The organism is Acidobacteriota bacterium, from assembly GCA_028874215.1.
Classification (GTDB): Bacteria; Acidobacteriota; UBA6911; order RPQK01; family JAJDTT01; genus JAJDTT01.
On sequence record JAPPLF010000101.1, the window covers coordinates 77,613 to 96,233 of the forward strand.

The window sequence follows — 18,621 nt, forward strand, 5'->3', positions numbered from 1 at the left end:
GGCGGCTACGCCAGCTTCCGAATCAACGCCGACACTCTATCGACGACGATCTCCTCGGCATCGGGGCGCGGCGCGACCGGCACGCCATAGGATTGGAAGAGCAGGTCCGGCACGTGGTAGATCTCCCCCAATTGCCAACCGCCTTCGGGATAGTCCACTTTGCGGGGCAGGTAGCTGACGGAGCTGTTGGTGTATCCCAAGGGAAGTGTGTGCTTCAGAGGTGATCGCTCCTTGATGGCCAGTCCCGTCTCGAAGAAGATCTCCATGTTCATGCCCACCAGGACGATGTCGTTGACCCGGATGGCCTGCGCTTCCAGGTCCAGCGTCGGATGGTCCGCTTCGGCGGCCGCCAGCAGGTTTTCGGACCACTCGGCAAACCGGGCCGCGACACGAATCTCCCACTGACGGGCATTTCCGGCCTTCCGCCGCTCCAGCTCGGCGCTCCACTGGTCGCGGATCCGGCCGGCCTCCTCGGGGGTGGGGAGATTTCCGAATTCGAGCCCGATGGTCTCTTCAACGGCCCCCAGGTAGGTGCAGGTGTCCCCCTGCGCGGACCGCCAGGGCCGGAACAGGATGTTGGGAACGTTGCCGAGGGGGATCCGGTCTCCCGGCTCCAGGTGGGTACGAATCCCGCTGGCGACCCGCAGGGCTTCTCCCCCCAGCGCCATTCCGATTCGCCCCTTCACGTCACGGCAATCGACCTCGTAGCCGATGCCGGGGCGGGGATTGATATTTCCGCCGCACGCCTGCAGGAATATCGCCGTCGTACCCAGGCACTTCTCGAGCACCTCTCGCGCCGGACCCGGAAAGTCGGTCGAGGCCACCATGGAACGCGGCCCCACCGTGACCGGATGGCAGCCGTAGCTGAACAGGACCGCGATGGGGTTGCCGTTCAGATCGTCGACCCGGACCACACCCACAGATGTGTCGATGGGGTGATCCGGCACTTCGCCCAGCACATCCCGGCCGTCCGTCCCGGTCTCCCGCCGGTAGATGCCGATGTCGCTCTCCCCCCAGCCGGCGCCGATCCGCGCCGGTTGGAGACGGGAATCGGCCTCCTGGACCGCCTCGACGAGCCAATCACTAAGGTTGTCCCGGTATCGGGACTTCAGCCGGATCTGCTCATCGGTGTCGGGAACCCATTTGGGCAGGCAGGGCGAGCTGTGATTGTGGCTCAGATTGAGCATGACGTTGGCCGCGGGGACACCGATGGCGTTTCCCATGCGCTCGCGCATCGCCAAACCCTCGGAAGGAGAGAACACGGCAAGATCCAGGGCGGCGATGGCCACCTTGGTAGCCTGGTTCGACAGCACCAGGACGGTTCCCGTCAAGTCGCTCTCGATGGCCTGAATCGGACTCGAGAACAGCCTCAGCCCTCCCATGGCCGTGCCGATCTCGGGGTTGATCACCCTGCGGGCGACACCCGCGTAAAGTGTTGACGACATGACTTGAATCTCCCTTCGGACGTGACGAAAAGACGCAAATTGGTTAGCCGGGGACTCTCACGGCGCCGAAAGTATATGACGAATATGCGCTATTCTTCAGTCTGCTTCCGGTGTTTTTCCGGCCGAATCGCCAAGGCGCAAGTTGAGATAGACTGACTGGACGGAGTCCTGAACGGGAGCCGGTCCACGAACGTTGCCACACACTGGGATGGGGACGATGGAACGTATCGCTTACATTATGAGACTGAAGCCGGACAGGGTTCAGGCCTACAAGGAGGCCCACCAGCAGGTCTGGCCTGAGTTGATCGAGGCGGGGAACAGAGCGGGAATCAGGAATCACAGTTGTTTCGTCCGAGGAAATACTGTGATCATCTACCTCGAAACCGAGGACTACGCGGCAGCCGCCCGAGAGCTATCGGAGAAAGACGTCGTCAAGCGCTGGAATGCGTACATGGCAGATTATTTCGACGGCAGCATCCAGGCCCGGCAGTCGGAACCCTGGGAAGAAGTCTTCCACATGGATTGATGCCGGCGCCCCAAAGAGGAACCGGCGCCTCCCAACCGGCGGATATCCGGGTGAATCGATGACTAGTCCGGGACTTTGACCTCGAAGAGGGCTTCTCCGGCCACGTTCGCGTCGGCGATCCGATCCTCGACTTTGATCTCCAACCGGTAATCTCCCGGATCCAGCGACTTGAGGTCGAACACCTGAGCGACCAGCACCCGGTCGGCATAGGGCACAATTTGATTCTGTCCGGGAGCGCTCAGGATCGCCTTTCCTTTCCGATCCCAGATCCTGGCATGGATGCCCAGGTCCGGAGCCTCGCTGGCGCCGTCGACGGCGTAACCGTAGATCTCGAAATAGGTCCCCAGCGGATCACCCGGCTGAAACTCCCCGTCCATGGAAGGGTAGACTTTCCAGCCCAGCGGCGTGACGAAGGGTGCGGTGACCGTTTCCCCCTGCGCCGGGACGATGTAGTCGGCCAAGGTCACCGAGGAGAGATTCAGATTGCTGGGAACCTTCATGGGAAGACCCAGCCGACGCTGGATCGCGCCCATACGGCCGCTCTGTTGGTCGCGGACAATGACGTTGAGTTTGTAGATCCCGGGAGAAACGGGAAGCTTTTTCTGGAAATAGACATCCCGAGCAACCCGTTCCTGTTCGCTGCGAAGATCCCGGTAGATCGATTCCTCGAACTCATGGACCATCCGGCCCCCCATTGCCGTAATGGATCCGTACAATTCGACGGTGGCGCGGCGCGTTCCGTCAGCCAGGTCCTCATAACTCAACTGCGAACCGGGAACCACGACGGTGATCGGCACCAGGAAGGTATTCGGATTCAGCACCTGGTAGGAGTCGGTCACCTGCATGGCAAGTTCGTCGTAGGTAACCCGCGTCTGTACCGCGGTCCGGAGATCGTCGAACTTGATTTCGGGCGGTCGTTGGGCCTGGAAAAAAGTTTCCAACATCCGGAAAGGACTCGAAGAGGTCCGGTGGTGTCCCTCCCCCTCGAACCCCGTAGTTCGCATCAGATCCCTGGTGATGAACCGCCCGGGCCGGGTTTCCGCACCGATCATTTCGTAGAACGTCCACCCGCCCGCCGGCACATTCATCAGGGCGTCCTTCTCCTCGGGACGCAGGGCCAACTGGAAGTCGCCGGTCTGGGACCGGTCCACGAACTCCAGATCGACTCCCTGGCCAATTCCCGGCATCTGGTTGTAATGCCATCTCTCATAGGGAAAGGTTCGAGTCCGCCCTCCGCCCTCGGACAAAGGCCGGAAATACATGGCGCCTGACGTATACCGCTCGCGGCTCTGGGGCTCTCCGAAAATGATGTAGATCCGGCCCCGGTCCGTTCTCCATCCGGAGACGCCGGCATAGTGGAAATGATCGTTGGCGAAGGCGATCCGCCGGTAGTGCTCTTCCTTGAACTCGTTCTCCCGTGTCGAGCGGTCCGGATCTCTCCGCCGCCAGAATTGTTCGATGAAGTTTTCCTTCTCCACGGCGGTCGTCAGATTTTGGAAAGTGCTCTTCTCCTCCTCCGCGATGATGTAGAGGACGTCCTCCTTCAACCACTTTTCAAAGGGATCGACCTTCTCTTCCTGTTGTTGGGAGATCGCATGCGGCGGGAAAACCAGGAAGGAGAGTGCGAAGGCCAGGAAACGTCTTGCTGGTTTCGCCTGAATCATCTTGAGGTTTCCATTCTACCCCAACCGGACTCAGAGGTCTGGAGCAGAGTCATTCCCGGCCCAGACCCGAAGCCAATTGCTTCAGCGCGGCTCTGGTCTCAATGATCTGCCGTTTCAGGTTCTCCTTGTGCCTGACAGCCTGGTGATCGCTTCTCTTCCCTGGTTGGGCCAGATCCTCTTCCAGCTCGTTCAGGTAGCTGCGACATAGCTCGAGGTAGTGTTCGGCCGTTGCCGGGTTGTGGAAGCCCGCACCGTTCACTCTGACGTAGACCGGCGTCGTATGGGCGACTTGGGTGTGGGCGGCATCGGTCCGGGCGGCGACCCAGATCCCACGTTGCACCGGCAACTCCATCTCGATCGAGAGCAATTCTTCACTCTGTCCCGGCTCCCCCGCAGAGACTTTCTTCAGCGTTTCGGAATGCGCTACGATTTCCAGTTGACGCAAGGGGATTTGAGACGCCTTCCCGTAGGCTTTGGCCGAGATCCTGATTGCAGTGCCCGATTCCACATCCAGCGTCGCGCCGGGAAGCCGGTCATTCACCGTAAACTCCAGCATCGGTCCGCTGGTCACGAAGGTGTGGCCTGCCTTGACGCCCTGCAGCCAGCGCTCAAACGAGAGTCCGTCGCCGGTATAGGTGTAGAACCGGGCGTCGCCGATCTGCGAACACCCCTCTTCAAGGCCGAAGCGAGGTCCTCGCCCACACCAGGGAAAGTCGGAGCCACCCAGCGCCGTAAGCCGGTATCCGAGATCCAGGAAATGGTAATAATGCTTCAACGCCAGCGGCCCTTCCTTGGGACAGAACTGCATCACCTCGAGAAAGTCGAGCTTCCCTCGCAATACGTTGAGTGTCATTCCACGATAACCGTGAAAGGTCATCGCCTGATGGGCGAAGCCGGTAATGCCTCCCAGCTCGTGGACTTGGTCGAAAACACGGCCGTAGTCGTAGTAGTCGTCCCGAAATCGGACGAACTCTTCCGCCCCGAGCGAGATGGTGTGACCGATCTCGGGCGTCCGGGGGCCTTCCTGGCCGGACGAGAGGATAGTGTCCCCTTCGCGGTAACGGCCCCGGCTGCCCCAAGCATATTGAGAGTAGTAAGTGGCCCAAAAATCCCCCATCTGGAGAAGGTGCGCCACATGCACATCCTCTGCGGCCGCCCAGCGCAGAATAGCCGGATCGTCGCGCGGCGACCGCCGCAGGTGAATGTGATCGTCCCCCGAGTACCAGCCGCGCTGGGGCATGTCGATCCATCGCTCCAACTTGTACTCTCGGGAAAGGCGCTCGCCCGGATTGAGATCGAGCTTCACGGTTTGCGGGACGAACTCGTATCCCTTGGACAGCTTGAGCGAATACGATCCCGGGGGCAGTTGCGCGTCGAAAGAACCGTCGACGTAGAAGGAGCCGTCGGGCTGGAGCAGATACCCTTCCGCGCGACCGTAGCGTCCGTACATGACTGCAATGGCGGCGTCCGGGATGGGGATCGCAGATTCCGAGACCGCCAGGGCGCCCGTGACCCGGGGAGTGTTGCCGTCCGAGTCCTTCAGCAAGACCCGCACCGGCGTGGGTTGACCGGTGCCGGCATCGAGGACCCGAACCGAAAGCGAAGCATCGCGGCTCGAGCGAGCGCAGTAAATGAGGCCGAACACGAAAAGCGCTGCACAGACGAGCCGCCGAACCGGAAGAGACATGAGACCTCGCGCGGTTTTCAACGGGACCTCCAATGCCATCGTTGGGCCATCGTCAGACTACCTCGTTCCTCCTTATTGTGATCCGTTTGTCAACTTAAGGACCGGTCCGGTTTTGGCGTCCATGTACGATCCACTGGGGAAGGTGCAGAATCAGATCGTTCATGACCCGCTCCGTGTTTTCCACATAGATCTGTACCTTGCCCTCATAGGCCTCACCACCTTCATCACCAACCAGATCCGTAACCCCGCGCAAAATGAGACATCGGACCCGGTTTCGGTTGGCCACCCAGGCGATTGCGCCCGATTCCCAGTCTCCCGCCACTGCGGCGTATTTGGACTTCAAGTCTGGAATATTTTCCGGCATGAGATCCCGATCTGCGGATACCAGAACGTTTCTCAACACGGGATGGGGATAGGGTTCGCTCAACCACGAAAGATCGATCTCCGTCGAATAGTCTCGGATCGCTTCCTCCGCATCCACCATCTGCTCGACAATGTCATAGACGACCGTCCGCTCGACCAGCACGACGGTGTTCTTTTCAACTTCCCCTTCAAACCCGCCACAGGTGCCCAGATTCACGATCAGATTTGGAGACCAACGGTCGATCACGTATTGCGCAGATGACGCCGCAGAAATCTTGCCCCATCCACCGTGAAAAAAGATGACGGACTGCCGGTCATCTCCAAGGTCAAGGTCCGTCTTAAACCATTCGCCAAAAGGAGATGCTTGGGGGACAGCCTCGGGGAGTATTCTCCTGACGGCTTTCCATTCAATATTGGCTGAGATGATCACAAGAACGGTCACGGGAAGCTCCTTGCTGTATTTTCGGAACAACCTTGAAATTCTGACTATATCAGGCGGGTTAGAAGGGGACAGTCCTATTCTCACGCACGCACGCGCAGCAATCGTTCGCCGGCGTCCTTCTTGACAGGAAGAGATTCTTGTAGCTACATTGAAGCTACCCGATAGAAGGGAATCGAAGATGAGTTCAGACACCGTTGTACGCGCTCGAATCGACAGCAACACCAAATCACGTGCGACCGAGGCGCTACGGGCTATGGGCTTGACCGTCTCGGATGCTATTCGGCTCCTGTTGTTGCGGGTGGCGGACGAGAAGCGACTGCCCTTCGCCATCCAAGTCCCCAATTCGACGACCCTCAAGGCCATGAAGGAATTGGACGTCGGCAAGGGCCAACGTTTCGACAGCGCCAAGGAACTATTCCGAGATCTCGACATCTGACATGTTGATCCCGGTTCGCTCATCGCAGTTCAAACGCGATGTGCGAAGAGCCAAGGCGCGAGGCAAGGACTTGGCGAAGCTACGGTCGTTGCTGTCCTCGTTGATCAAGCAGGAACCTTTGTCCGCGCGGCACCGCGTCCATCCGTTACGGGGAATTTGGAAAGGTTACCGCGAGGCGCATCTCGAACCGGACTGGCTCGTGATTTGCCGTGTTGAGGGCGGCGAATTGCACTTGGTCCGTACCGGGACCCACTCCGATCTCTTTAGGGAGTAGTGCGGACTTCTCGAAAACCTCCGTTTGGATTGGGCAAGCGCTCGCCAGAAGGGGACAGTCCCGATTTCGGTCGCAGGGGGGGACTATTCAGTTCCCTGCTGCTTCTGGTTTACTTGCTCCGGGGGTTGGACAACCATCGCTCTCAGACGTCCGGTCCTCGTACCTGCCGGAGCGAATCTTGAAGTATGAGCCAATCGTCTCGAATCGCCCTCGGCACAATCTTCACCGAGTCCAATCACCTCGTCGGCACGTTCACCGATTTGGCCTGCTTCAATAGAACAGAGCTGCGCCGGGGACAACAGGTCTTGGAGTCGACGGACGGAGTCGTCGGGGGAATCCTGGCCGGATTGAGGGAACGTGGCGCCGAAATCGTGCCGCTGCTGGTGGCCACCGCCGTCCCGGGGGGCATCCTGAGCCGGGAGTGCTACCTCAAGCTGAAAACGGAGCTGCTGCAAAGATTGCGGGATTCCACGCCGGTCGACGGAGTGCTACTCCCCTTGCACGGCGGCGCTGCGGTCGAAGAGATCGGGGACCTGGAAGGGGATCTGCTGGAGGCCGTGCGTAACGTCGTGGGACCGGAGATTCCCATCGTCGGGACGCTCGATCTGCACGCCCACGTCAGCGAGAAGATGGTCGAATGCACCGAGGCCCTCCTGGCCTGGGAAACCTATCCCCACCGCGACACCTACTCCACCGGAGTCCGCGGCGTCCGGATGCTGCTCGACATCTTGGACGGGAGGGTTCGGCCGGCCATGGCAATGGCCAAGGTGCCGGTCATCGTGGGCGGGATCATGGGCTCCACGGAAGGTTCGGCTCCCTTCGCCGAGGTGATGCGCTTCGCCAAGGCCATGGAGCGGCAACCCGGCGTCCTCTCCACAAGCACGTTCCTGGTTCAGCCTTATCTTGATCTTCCCGGGATGGGGGGAGGCGGCCTGGTCATCACCGACGGCGACCTCTCCATGGCCGCCGAGTTGGCCACACAGATCGCGGAGATGTACTGGGAGCGCAGATTCGATCTGGAACCTCAAGTCCGGACTCCGAGTGAGGCGATCGCCCATGGCTTGGAGTTGGAGGGAGGGCCCATCCTGCTGCTGGAAACCGCGGATTCCGTCGGAGGAGGCGCCGCCGGGGACAGCGTGGCCACGTTGCGCGCGCTGTTGGAGAACCCGGTTTCGGTGCCCGCCCTGGTGCCCGTCGTCGATCCGGAAGCCGCAGCCAAGTGCCACCGGGCAGGAGCCGGCTCGGAAATCGATCTGACTCTGGGTCACAAGGTGGATCCGCGCTGGGGGCGGCCCATCCCGGTGACCGGACGGATCGAGCGGCTGACCGACGGAAAATTCGTCTATTCGGGCGGCATCTGGGGAGGCCAGGTCGCCGAAATGGGTCCTTCGGTGCGGTTCCGGATCGGCTCGGTGGAAGTGCTGATCTGCACCTACCCCACCTACGATTGGGCGGACGAGCAATACCGGTCGGTGGGTATGGATTCGCGCAGCGCCAAGTTCATCGTGGTCAAGAATCCCATGAACTACCGTGTCGGCTATGAGGGAAAGTTCACGGAGGCGCTGGTGCTGGATACGCCGGGACCGACTCCGGCGGTCTTGCGTCACGTTCGATTCAAGGAACTCATGGGCCCGTATTTCCCGGCGCAGGAGGGGATTCCCGGGCTTCGGCCGGTTGTCCTCCGCCGGGAGCCACGGTGAGGAGGAGCGGCGGTTTCCTAACCGCCGAACTCCGATGGGGCAACTCGGCGACGAAGACCGGGCGATTGGAAATCGCCCCTCCTGGAAAGGCACACGAAAATGGCATTAGAGACAGCACCATCGGTCCGGGTGGGATTCATCGGGGCGGGAAACTGGGCGCAGACCAATCACATGCCTGTCCTGCAGGCCCGAGACGACGTGGTGTTGGGGGGTGTCGCCACACCCACCAAGGAATCGCGGGACCTGGCGGTGCGACGATTCGGCTTTCCCTACGCCACGGACGACTACCGGGAACTGCTGGAACAGCCCATCGACGCGGTGGTGATCGCCTCGCCGCACGGATTCCACTACGAGCAATCCAAGGCCAGTTTGGAGTCGGGCCGTCACGTCCTCGTGGAGAAGCCCATGGCGCTACGGGCCGCGGAGGCCTGGGACCTGGTGGAGACGGCAAACGCGCGCGGGTTGGTGCTCTCCATCCCCACCGGCTGGCACTACGTCCGCATGGTGGCCGCCGCCAAGGAAAAGATGGATCAGGGGGCGGTCGGCGAAGTTGAGTACATCGTGTGCCACATGGGCTCGGCCCTGCGGGCGCTCTACATGGGACAGAAATGGCCCTATCCCATGGAGGACATCCCCGACCCGGAAACCTTCTACAGCGACCCCGATCTCGCCGGCGGCGGGCAGGGATACTCCCAGTTGTCTCACAGCGTGGCGCTCCTGTTCTGGCTCACCGGTCTGCGAGGCAGCGAGGTGTTCGCCTACATGAGCGGAGCCGGCGCTCCGGTCGAGATGTACGACGCCATCGTGGCCAAGTTCGACAACGGCTCCATCGGCACCATTTCCGCCGCCGGTACCCAACCCTCCAGCAAGCCCAAGCACGAGATGGACATCCGCATCTACGGCAGCGAGGGGGAGCTAAGTCTCGATCTGTTTCATGAGCACCTGACCATCCACCGCAACGACGGCGGAAGTTTCGAGCTGGAGGTCGAGCCGGGGGAGGGAGACTACGCCTGCGACGGCCCGCCCAACCGGTTCATCGATCTGATTCTGGGCCGGAGCCGGGAGAACTGGTCGCCAGGAGAGATCTCCGCGCGCACCATCGAGCTGCTGGAGGCCGCCTACCGGTCGGCGGCCGGCGGCCGTTCGGAACGAGTGGTCCTCGACGCATCCAGGGGTTCACCCTGATCGTGTCGAGACCGCGATACGAGGCCCGGAATTTTGCGATCGGGGCCGGTGCAACGGATCACAACACGCTTGCGACATCCGCCCGCGCAAAATCCGCTCCAACAAACAACAAGGGACAGTCGTACGTCTTCGCGACTGCATACGCGAAACAGTCGCCAAAGTTCAGACCGGCGGGATTCATTCCTTTACCCCATTTCGCGTAGGCATCAGCCACCTGCCGCGCCACCGGCAGCGAGACCGTTGCAGTCTCCACGCCGAGTCCATCGATAAGCCCGGCCATTTCCACTCCGAGGCCCCGCCGCTCGGCAACGATCAGTGCTTCGGCTACCGTTGCAGCGGAAATCATGATCCGGTCGTTTGTCGACAAGGCCTCTGTGCAGGCCGGCGCCTCCGGTTCGTTCAGCAGGATCGCCATCAGGGCCGATGTATCGACTGCGATCATTTCGGCAGGCCGTTCTCGTCGTAGAGAAAATCCTGACTGCGGGCTGCGCTCGCGCCATCGGTTCGTTTACTCGCAACGGCGGCCTGAATCGCACCAATCACCTTGCGCCGCCCCTTGGCATCGGGCCGCCGCAGCACCGGCACCAGCATGACCGTCGCATGGCCATGACGGGTAAGCACCACTTCGTCGCCCGCCTCTGCACGGCGGACAAGTTCAGTCAATTGCCCTTTCGCTTCGGTGACGGAAATCCGCATCGGCATGCTCAAATATGGACTATTGGATGGTCCATTTCAAGGAGGCCGGCGCGCGAAGGCTGCTCGGACGGATGACCCCGGATCGTCCTGCACCAGATGCGGCGTTTCTGGATCACCAACATCCCCCTAGGCTATCTTCCGCGGATCCTCACTGGGCCCATCCCGGGAAAGTATCTCCTTGTTGAGTCAATGAAAGGAATTCAGGACGATTATTAGTATGTAAATTCGAGAACTTGCAGCCACCAGCGGTACCCCGTAGAATTTGTTCACTGCGCGATAATCAGGACTTGTTCGATGACTGAGCAACGGCCCAAATCATTTGCGGCGCGTGCCAAGGACGCCCGGTGGGGGAAGGATCTGAGACCCTACTTCGCCTACCGCGACCTGGGGATCAAGGAGGCCACCGATGGCCGGGTGCTGGCCCACGTCATACGGGCCGAGCAACCGTGCGGGGGGCCTATGGGCTACCACTCCCACGACCTGGAATTCCAGATGGTCTACCTGATCCAGGGGTGGGCGCGGCTCTACTTCGAAGACATCGGCGAGATCCGCGTGGAAGCGGGCGACGCCTGGTACCAGCCGCCTGGAATCAAACACGAGGTGCTGGAATACTCCGACGACTGGGTGGTGCTGGAGATCACCATGCCGGCGGAGTTCGAAACCCACGACGAATCGCGTTAGCCCGAATTTCTCTCCTTCTATGGCGCCGAGGACTTCACCTGCTCGATCTGCGCCAGCAGGTCCAGGGCCACGGCATCGTCCGGTTTCACCTTGAGCAGGCGGCGGAGCACGTCCTCGGCTTTCCCGATTTCGTTTCCCCGAAGGCGGGTCATGGCAAGGTTGATATAGGCGGGCCTGAACTCGGAGTCGGCCCGGATCGCCCCCTCGAACGCGCGGCCCGCGTCTTCGAACCTGCCCTTTCGCAAGAAGACCGTCCCCCTGTTGTTCTGGGCGCTGGCGTATTCGGGCCGCAGCCGTAGCGCCCTGTCGAAGGACGCCAAGGCGTCGTCGAGCCGGCCCGATTCCAGAAACGCGTAGCCCTGGTTATGGTGGACCTCGGCGGAATCCGGCCGCATGCGCAATGCCTTGCCGTAGGCCGAGACCGCTTCCTGAAATCGCTTCATCTGCAGATAGGCGTTGCCGAGGTTGACCAGGGGTTGCGGGGCCTCGACGTCGATCTCATGGGCCTTCCGGAACGCACGAACAGCCTCGGCGTGCAGACCCTTTTTCAGCAGCGCATGGCCCAGGTTGCTCTGGACGTCGGCTGACCAGGGAGCCAATCGCCCGGCGGTGCGGTAGCTGTCTATGGCCTTGTCGATTTCCCCCGCCTTCAAGCGCATCGCGCCGAGATTGTTGTGGCTGTCCGCGTAGTCGGGATTCAGCCGGAGGGCCTTTTCGTAGGCCTCACGCGCCTGGTCCAATTTCCCCTCTTGCTCGTAGAGAAGCCCGAGGCTGTTCCACGACTGGGGCGTGTCGTGGCCCTGCTCCAGCAACTGGTGCTGATAGTAGACCGCCGCCTGGTCGTTGAGTCCGGCCCTTCGGAATGAATCGGCGATCATGGTGTAGTCCCGGGCGAATTCCATGCCGATGGATTTCCCGGGAAAGGGAAAGGCGGCCCGGACCAGTTCTTCTTCAGACCGAGGGGTGCTTTGAATGTCCCGGATGATCTGGCGGGCCGGAACTCTGCCCCGGTAGATCTTGACGATGTTCCCGTCCCGATCCAGAAGCATGGACGTGGGAACGGCCAGGTCGCGTATCTTTTCGAACAGGAAGCGATTCACCAGGTTGTACGCCGCGATGACGTCCTCGTCGGCAAGCAGCACCGGGAAGGGGAACTCCTCCTCCCGGGCATACTCCAGCACCTTTGCGCGGTCCGCGGGATCATCGACGGAGATGGCCAGAATCGCGGCGCCGAGGTCTCGCAGATCGTCCTGATGTGATCGCAGGTCCCGCAGTTCTTCCCGGCAAGGCGGACACCAGGTCGCCCAGAAGTTCAGCAACACCCGGCGGCCCCGGTACATGCCCAGGGAATGATGCCTTCCGTTCAAACCGGGCAACCGGAACTTGGGTGCGGCAAGTTTCTCCAGCAACCAGGTTCCGCTGTACAAAGGAGGATCCCCAGCGGGCGCTTCCCCCCCTTCGTCCGGCCTGGGGTCATCTTGCGGGAGAGACCGAAACGGAATGGTCTCCGTCCTGTCCCACCCCTCTACGATCACGATCCTGTGGTTGGCCGGAAGATCGCGAACAGTCTGGACATCCCCGCTGGGCCACTCGATCCTGACCTTCCGGATCCCGTCCTGGTTCCCCAGGCCGAACCAGACCCGGCGGGAGCTCTGGGACAGGAAGCCGGATCCGATCTTGACGAATTTCGACCTGGAGCCGGCGCCGGTCTCGATGGTGATCTTCGCTCCGACGGCGTCCCTGTTGCTGCGGGTGCCCCTGAGGTCGAAACTGGCCGCGTTGTAGCCGCTCCCGGCATGGTTTCGCATCAGCCGGAGTTGCGGCGAATTTCGATTCTTGAGGATGAGGTCCAGGTCGCCGTCCTGGTCGAGGTCGCCCACGGCGAAGGCCCGTCCATCTTCGGGGAAGTCCAACCCTGTGATGCCCGAGGCGTCGGCGAAGGTTCCGTCGCCACAGTTGATGTAGAAGTTATTGGTCTCGCGCGCACTCAGGGAACCGCCCTGCCGGATCAGCAGGTTCACCGCGTCCCATCCGTTCCGGTATTCGGAACCGATTCGCGCTCCGCACGGGGCCGAAGCCACAGCAGATTTCGATGGCGATTGCGACACGACCTGCCGCCAGAGGAAGCTTCAGAGGTCCTTCGTGTCTTCGTTGGTGATGAAGCCGTTCACCACGTACAGGTCTTCATGACCGTCGTTGTCGAAGTCGAAGAAATCGCTGCTCCAGGCCCACCGTCCCAACTCCACGTCCGCTTGTGCGCCGACCTCCTCGAACGTGCCGTCGCCCCGATTGGAGAACAACGAGTTGCCCTTGGCATGCCGTTGATAGTTTTGGACCTCTTCCTGCGGCCGCTGGCTCTGAAACTGCCGCAACGAAGTGATCCGCTGACCTGCCGACGACCACATGTTTCCCACGTAGAGGTCCAGTCGGCCGTCGTTGTCGTAGTCCTCCCAGGCCGCGCTCATCCCCGCTCCGATGTCCTCCACTCCCGCTTCCCGGGCCACGTCGGTGAAGGTACCGTCACCGTTGTTCCGGTAGAGGTTGTTGCGACCGAAGTCGTTGGCGACGTACAGGTCCGGGTATCGGTCGCCGTTGTAGTCACCCCACGCCGCGGCGAAGCTGTAACGCAGATTGTTCCGGTTCATTCCGGATTGGAGGGTGACGTCGCGGAACGACCCATTCCCCTGGTTCCGCAAGAGGATGTTGGGGGCGCCGTTGTTGGCGTCATGGTAGGGAAAGGGATAGTTTCCCAATTCCTCCTGTCCCCGCCAAAAGGCGTATGAACAGACGTAGATGTCCAGGTGTCCGTCCCGGTCGTAGTCGGCCAAGGCGGCGGACACTTTGCTGCCGTCGGTGTCATCGATGGCCTCGAACCCGGAGTCGCCGGCCAGGCTGAACCGGCCGGAACCGTCGTTTTGAAACAGCAGTGAGCTGGTCCCGATGAGGATCAGGTCCGGGTCCCCGTCGTTGTCCGTGTCGGCCAGGAAACTGGAGGCCGTGTTGTCCAGGACGTCGACTCCCGCCATTTCCGTGACGTCCAGAAAGGTGCCGTCTCCCTCGTTGCGAAACAGCAGATTGGGCAGGCCCGCCGGCTGGGAGACATGGAAATCCTCGTCGCCGTCGCCGTCGATATCGGCAATTGCGACGCCGTTGTGACCATAGACATCCATTCCGGCCACATAGTCGAGGACTCCCTGCCAATACTCGACTCCTTGAAGCAACTGCTTCCGGTAAGAATCATTCTTTCCCAGCGCTTGATGCGTGACCTCCGTGAAGGCGCTTCCGGCACTTCTCGCCCGCGACGCGGCAAGGACTTTCAGCCGCGAGAGTTCCCAGCGGCCCGTTCGGTCCTTTTGCCAACTGAGTTGCCAGTCCCCCTTCCACTGCAAGGATTCGCCATCCTTGCCCTGACCGACGATGGTGTAGATGACGTCGCTGACGACGGATGATCCTGGAAACCGGGGCGATTCGATCCTCGTCACCTTGAATTTCACATCACGGATCCGGACGGCTTCCCGCAGGAGCCTGGCGATCTCCGACGGGAACGCCGCAGCCGTGACACGCTCCTCGCCGGCCGGCTCGCCGCGGAGAATCTCCAACCCCTCTTCGGACTTGACCTTCCGGGTGGCGGCCGGCTCCAGCGGCGTCCCCTTGAATCCGGAGCTCAACAGCCCGGAAGGAAACGAATCGGAATCCGGCGTGTCCTTGAGCGCAACGGCCAGCTTCTCGAGCCGGCTCTCGATTTCGACGTCCAGTTCTTCCGTATCCCATTCGTCGGAGCCTTCCGGAACCTTCTTCAACGCTTCTTCCACATCCCCGAGCGGAAGATTCCTGGGAGGGATGGTGTACTCCTCTGTCCAGACGTTCCGGGTAAAAGATTCAGTTCGTTCTTTGAAGAAATAGAGAGTTCCGGCTGCGAGAATGGCGCCTAGGACCGCCAAGCCCAGGTAGAGGCTCCTGGGCCTCCGGTCCGGGGACGGTTTCTTCGGAGCAGTTCGAGAGCTAGTCTTCCCCGAGGTCCTTCGAACTCGTTTTTTCTTTCTCGGTCGGCGCCGCGAGCCTCGGCCTTTCCGGGCCATGACGCAGATTATATGGATGGGAGCGGCGGTTTCCTAACCGCCGATTCTTGGAATTGTGGAGAGACAGGAATGGGGGACAAGACTGTCCCCCCTCCTGGCTACCATCTCGAGCATGACGTCGCGTGGTCAGTCGGCCGGCTGTTTCCCGGTTCTCTGCCTGAGTCTCTTCTTGCTCAGCCCCGCCCGGCCCTCCGCCGGCGGGGTCTCATCCGAACTCCCCCAGCCCACGGATGCGGAAGCCTTGGGAACGAAGATTCGGCAGGCGTGTACCCAGTGCCACGAATGGACGCCCCCGGAGATCCTCCCCAAGAAGGAATGGCCCGGCCTGATTCAGAGGAAGTTCAAACTGGCCAACATCACCCTCCTGCAATCCCACAACAAGCCGATCTGGGACGTCGACGCCCTGCAAGTCGCCTCCTACTTCCGGTCGAAGGCGCCTGACCGATTGGACACGCCGCGTTGGACGGCAAAGCGTGGGGGGCCGGAGCTCAAGTTCGACCGCCGACTCTTGCCGGGCAGGAAGGTTCGCGGTCTCCAACCCGGAGCAGCCAATGTCCGGCTCCTGGAACTGTTTCCGGATCTGGAGGGCCCCGAACTGGTGGTCAGCGACATGATCTCCGGGTGGGTGAGCTGGACCGATCCCGATGACGGTCAAATGGACCTCCGACCCATCGCCAAACTCACCAATCCCTGCCATGCGGAGGTCGTGGACCTGGATCGGGATGGAAGGACCGACCTGCTGATCGCAGATCTCGGATGGCCCAAGCCGACCGACCAGCGAACCGGATCGGTGGCTTGGCTCCGGCGGACCGGGAAGCGTGAATTCGAGGTCCACCGTCTGGCTACCGGGATCGGCAGGGTCGCCGACGTCCGGGCAGCAGACTTTGACGGGGATCAGGACGTGGACGTCATCGTCGCCGAGTTCGGATGGAGGACCGTAGGGGGCATTCACTATCTGGAAAACGGGTCCGGTCCGGAAAAAGCCTCGAAACTCGGAGCCGGAGATTTCAGGTCCGTGGAACTGGATGACCGGGCCGGCGCGATTCACATTCCCATCGTGGACCTCGACCGGGACGGAAGGACCGACTTCATTGCCCTGCTCTCGCAGGAACACGAAGCGGTGGTCGCGTTCCTCAATCGGGGACCGGGGACCTTCGAAAAGAAAACCCTCTTCGTCGCGCCTCACCCGCACTGGGGCTCGAGCGGGCTCGAAATGGTCGATCTGGATCAAGACGGGGACCTGGATGTGCTCTTCACCCACGGAGACACACTGGACGCCATGGCGGAGATGAGGCCCTACCATGGGCTGTCGTGGCTGGAGAACAAAGGCGACCTTTCCTTTGTCCATCACCCCGTGGACGTCTACTACGGCGCTCTCCGCGCCGAAGCGGGGGACCTGGACGGAGATGGCGATCTCGACCTGGTGGCAGCTTCCTATTTCCCCAATCTGACCGAGGAGGTGCGCCGTCGATACAATCTTCCGGGAGTGGTCTGGTACGAACAGACCCGACCCGGGTCCTTCCAACCCCGCTCTTTGGCCGATATTCCGTGCGACTACATCACCCTTGAGCTGGGTGACATCGACGGAGACGGCGGCACCGACATCATCCTGGGAAACTTCGGCCAAGCCAGGGAAGGAGTGGACTGGGAGCTGGTCCAGATCTGGCGGCAGCGGCCGTAACCTGCGGAACTCCCGCATAAACCAACGATTGTCGTACCATGACTCCGATGCATCCCATGGGATGGACCCTGGCGTGGAGCCGACTATTCATTCCGGTATTGGCTGTCCCTTTCATTTGGGTCTTGAGCGCCCCGTCCGAAACAGCCGCCCGCGGGGAGGATCCGGGATCCATTCGATTCACCGACATCGCATCCAGATCGGATATTCGCTACCATTCCAATAACGACTTCACCGGGCGCAAGTACTTTCCCCAGCCCATGTGCGGCGGCGTCGCCATCTTCGACTACGACGGCGACGGCAGGCTGGACATCTTCTTCACCAACGGCGCCAAGTTGCCCGAAGTCGAGAAGACCAACCGCTCGTTTCACAACTGCCTCCTGCGCAACCTGGGCGGAGGCAGATTCGAGAACGTCACCCGGCAGGCCGGCCTGACGGGGGCCGGATTGGGCTACTGTTTCGGGGTGACCGCCGGCGACTACGACAACGACGGCGACCGCGACCTGTTCATCGGCAACGCCGGACCCAACACCCTGTATCGAAACAACGGCGACGGGACGTTCAGCGACGTGACCATCGGGTCGGGCCTCGACGACAAGCCGGAAGACCTGTTGAGCGTGGACGCCGCCTGGTTCGACTACGACCAGGATTCCCTGCTGGACCTGTTCGTCTCCCAATACACCTATTGGAACGCCAAAACCGACAAGCCGTGCCTGTTTCCCGACGGCACTCCGTTCTACTGCAGTCCCAAGACCGTCCGGAGTGTTTCCAACACGCTCTACCGGAATCTGGGCGGCGGGAAATTCACCGATGTCTCACGCGAGGCGGGCCTCGACAACGCGTTGGGCAAGGGCATGGGGTTGGGAATTGCCGATTTCAATCAGGACGGCCGTCCGGACGTGTTCGTCGCCAACGACACGGTGCAGAATTTTCTCTACCTGAATCAGGGCGACGGAACCTTCCGGGAAGCTTCGTTTTTCCTGGGCGTCGCCTACAAGGGTTCGGCGGTGGCCGGCTCGGGCATGGGCGCCGACGCCAAGGATTTCAACAATGACGGGCAGGTCGACATTTTCTACAACGACCTCAGGAATCAGCTCCACGGGCTCTTTCAGAACCGGGGCGGGCGGTTTTTCGAATATGTCAGTTACCGGACTCAGGTGGCCAAGCTGAGCCGCAGCTTCACGGGCTGGGGCAGCGGGTTCATCGATTTCGACAACGACGGTTGGAAGGACATCTATTCGGCCAACGGGGGCCTGGAATACCTGAGTCCCGACACCGCCCAGCACGACACCATGCTGCGGAACCTGGAGGGGACGGCCTTTGCCGATGTCTCCGAGAGCCTGGGCAAGGATTTCATGCGCATCGCCTACCAGCGCGGTTCATCCTTCGGAGATCTGAACGATGACGGATTCCTGGATATCGTCGTTACGTCGCTGAACCAGATGCCGAGGATTCTGCAAAATTCGGGCGGCAACGGAAACCACTGGCTGATGCTGGATCTCCGCGGCCGGGCCAGCAACCGGGACGCCATCGGAGCCTCCGTCCTGCTGCGGACGGCCTCGGGACGGACCCTTCACAACCTTGTTTCCTCGACGGTGGGCCTCATGTCCTCGCCGGACCGTCGGGTTCATTTCGGTTTGGGGAAGGAAGAAGGCGTCGAGTCTCTGGAGATCCGCTGGCCGTCGGGCAAGGTTCAGGTATTGAACGGCGTCCAACCCGACCAGATTCTCAGGGTCGAGGAGCCGGACTAGCGCCGCGGCGGTGG

The 18,621-nt window shown here is 61.4% G+C and carries 16 protein-coding genes; 8 read left to right on the top strand and 8 right to left on the bottom strand.

The window, feature by feature from the left end; all coding sequences use genetic code 11:
- Positions 1 to 5: 5 nt before the first annotated feature.
- Complete coding sequence (locus OXT71_21020) at positions 6 to 1,445, bottom strand: hypothetical protein (GenBank protein MDE2928874.1); 1,440 nt, start codon at positions 1,443 to 1,445, stop codon at positions 6 to 8.
- Positions 1,446 to 1,662: 217 nt separating this feature from the next.
- On the opposite strand from OXT71_21020, the gene OXT71_21025 reads away from it, so the two are divergent.
- Positions 1,663 to 1,971, top strand: a complete 309-nt coding sequence (locus OXT71_21025) for an L-rhamnose mutarotase (protein MDE2928875.1) — start codon at positions 1,663 to 1,665, stop codon at positions 1,969 to 1,971.
- A 62-nt stretch (positions 1,972 to 2,033) separates the two neighbouring features.
- On the opposite strand, the gene OXT71_21030 is transcribed toward OXT71_21025, so the two are convergent.
- The 3 genes from OXT71_21030 to OXT71_21040 all read right to left on the bottom strand — a co-directional run bounded on the left by OXT71_21030 (position 2,034) and on the right by OXT71_21040 (position 6,127).
- Positions 2,034 to 3,635, bottom strand: a complete 1,602-nt coding sequence (locus OXT71_21030) for a GWxTD domain-containing protein (GenBank protein ID MDE2928876.1) — start codon at positions 3,633 to 3,635, stop codon at positions 2,034 to 2,036.
- A 49-nt stretch (positions 3,636 to 3,684) separates the two neighbouring features.
- The gene (locus tag OXT71_21035) at positions 3,685 to 5,343 is read right to left on the bottom strand and encodes a CehA/McbA family metallohydrolase (GenBank protein ID MDE2928877.1); all 1,659 of its coding nucleotides are present in this window, start codon (positions 5,341 to 5,343) and stop codon (positions 3,685 to 3,687) included.
- A gap of 73 nt (positions 5,344 to 5,416) precedes the next feature.
- Positions 5,417 to 6,127: a hypothetical protein gene (locus OXT71_21040; GenBank protein MDE2928878.1), complete on the bottom strand. Its 711-nt coding sequence runs from the start codon at positions 6,125 to 6,127 to the stop codon at positions 5,417 to 5,419.
- Positions 6,128 to 6,305: 178 nt separating this feature from the next.
- Here OXT71_21040 and OXT71_21045 point away from each other — a divergent pair, with 178 nt between their 5' ends.
- The 4 genes from OXT71_21045 to OXT71_21060 all read left to right on the top strand — a co-directional run bounded on the left by OXT71_21045 (position 6,306) and on the right by OXT71_21060 (position 9,722).
- Positions 6,306 to 6,563 (top strand): type II toxin-antitoxin system RelB/DinJ family antitoxin, encoded by a 258-nt coding sequence (locus OXT71_21045; GenBank protein ID MDE2928879.1) that lies wholly within the window; start codon positions 6,306 to 6,308, stop codon positions 6,561 to 6,563.
- A 1-nt stretch (position 6,564) separates the two neighbouring features.
- Positions 6,565 to 6,837 carry a type II toxin-antitoxin system YafQ family toxin gene (locus OXT71_21050; protein MDE2928880.1) on the top strand — a complete coding sequence of 91 codons (273 nt, stop codon included), beginning with the start codon at positions 6,565 to 6,567 and terminating at the stop codon, positions 6,835 to 6,837.
- Positions 6,838 to 7,022: 185 nt separating this feature from the next.
- The gene (locus OXT71_21055; protein ID MDE2928881.1) at positions 7,023 to 8,537 is read left to right on the top strand and encodes a M81 family metallopeptidase; all 1,515 of its coding nucleotides are present in this window, start codon (positions 7,023 to 7,025) and stop codon (positions 8,535 to 8,537) included.
- A gap of 99 nt (positions 8,538 to 8,636) precedes the next feature.
- Positions 8,637 to 9,722 (top strand): Gfo/Idh/MocA family oxidoreductase, encoded by a 1,086-nt coding sequence (locus OXT71_21060; protein MDE2928882.1) that lies wholly within the window; start codon positions 8,637 to 8,639, stop codon positions 9,720 to 9,722.
- A gap of 58 nt (positions 9,723 to 9,780) precedes the next feature.
- On the opposite strand, the gene OXT71_21065 is transcribed toward OXT71_21060, so the two are convergent.
- Both OXT71_21065 and OXT71_21070 read right to left on the bottom strand, forming a co-directional pair.
- A complete protein-coding gene (locus OXT71_21065) occupies positions 9,781 to 10,164 on the bottom strand; it encodes a type II toxin-antitoxin system VapC family toxin (GenBank protein MDE2928883.1) in 384 nt (127 codons plus the stop codon).
- Entirely contained in the window at positions 10,161 to 10,418 is a 258-nt protein-coding gene (locus OXT71_21070) for a type II toxin-antitoxin system prevent-host-death family antitoxin (GenBank protein MDE2928884.1), read from the bottom strand. Before OXT71_21070 ends, OXT71_21065 begins: the two co-directional genes overlap by 4 nt.
- 294 nt (positions 10,419 to 10,712) lie before the next feature.
- Here OXT71_21070 and OXT71_21075 point away from each other — a divergent pair, with 294 nt between their 5' ends.
- The gene (locus OXT71_21075) at positions 10,713 to 11,099 is read left to right on the top strand and encodes a cupin domain-containing protein (protein ID MDE2928885.1); all 387 of its coding nucleotides are present in this window, start codon (positions 10,713 to 10,715) and stop codon (positions 11,097 to 11,099) included.
- Between the two features lie 17 nt (positions 11,100 to 11,116).
- Here OXT71_21075 and OXT71_21080 read toward each other — a convergent pair whose 3' ends face one another.
- Positions 11,117 to 13,120, bottom strand: a complete 2,004-nt coding sequence (locus OXT71_21080) for a tetratricopeptide repeat protein (GenBank protein MDE2928886.1) — start codon at positions 13,118 to 13,120, stop codon at positions 11,117 to 11,119.
- Between the two features lie 108 nt (positions 13,121 to 13,228).
- Positions 13,229 to 14,899: a VCBS repeat-containing protein gene (locus tag OXT71_21085; GenBank protein MDE2928887.1), complete on the bottom strand. Its 1,671-nt coding sequence runs from the start codon at positions 14,897 to 14,899 to the stop codon at positions 13,229 to 13,231.
- A 520-nt stretch (positions 14,900 to 15,419) separates the two neighbouring features.
- On the opposite strand from OXT71_21085, the gene OXT71_21090 reads away from it, so the two are divergent.
- Together OXT71_21090 and OXT71_21095 are read left to right on the top strand one after the other, a co-directional pair.
- Positions 15,420 to 16,859 carry a VCBS repeat-containing protein gene (locus tag OXT71_21090; GenBank protein ID MDE2928888.1) on the top strand — a complete coding sequence of 480 codons (1,440 nt, stop codon included), beginning with the start codon at positions 15,420 to 15,422 and terminating at the stop codon, positions 16,857 to 16,859.
- 38 nt (positions 16,860 to 16,897) lie between these two features.
- Positions 16,898 to 18,607 carry a CRTAC1 family protein gene (locus OXT71_21095; protein ID MDE2928889.1) on the top strand — a complete coding sequence of 570 codons (1,710 nt, stop codon included), beginning with the start codon at positions 16,898 to 16,900 and terminating at the stop codon, positions 18,605 to 18,607.
- The last annotated feature ends 14 nt before the right edge of the window (positions 18,608 to 18,621 follow it).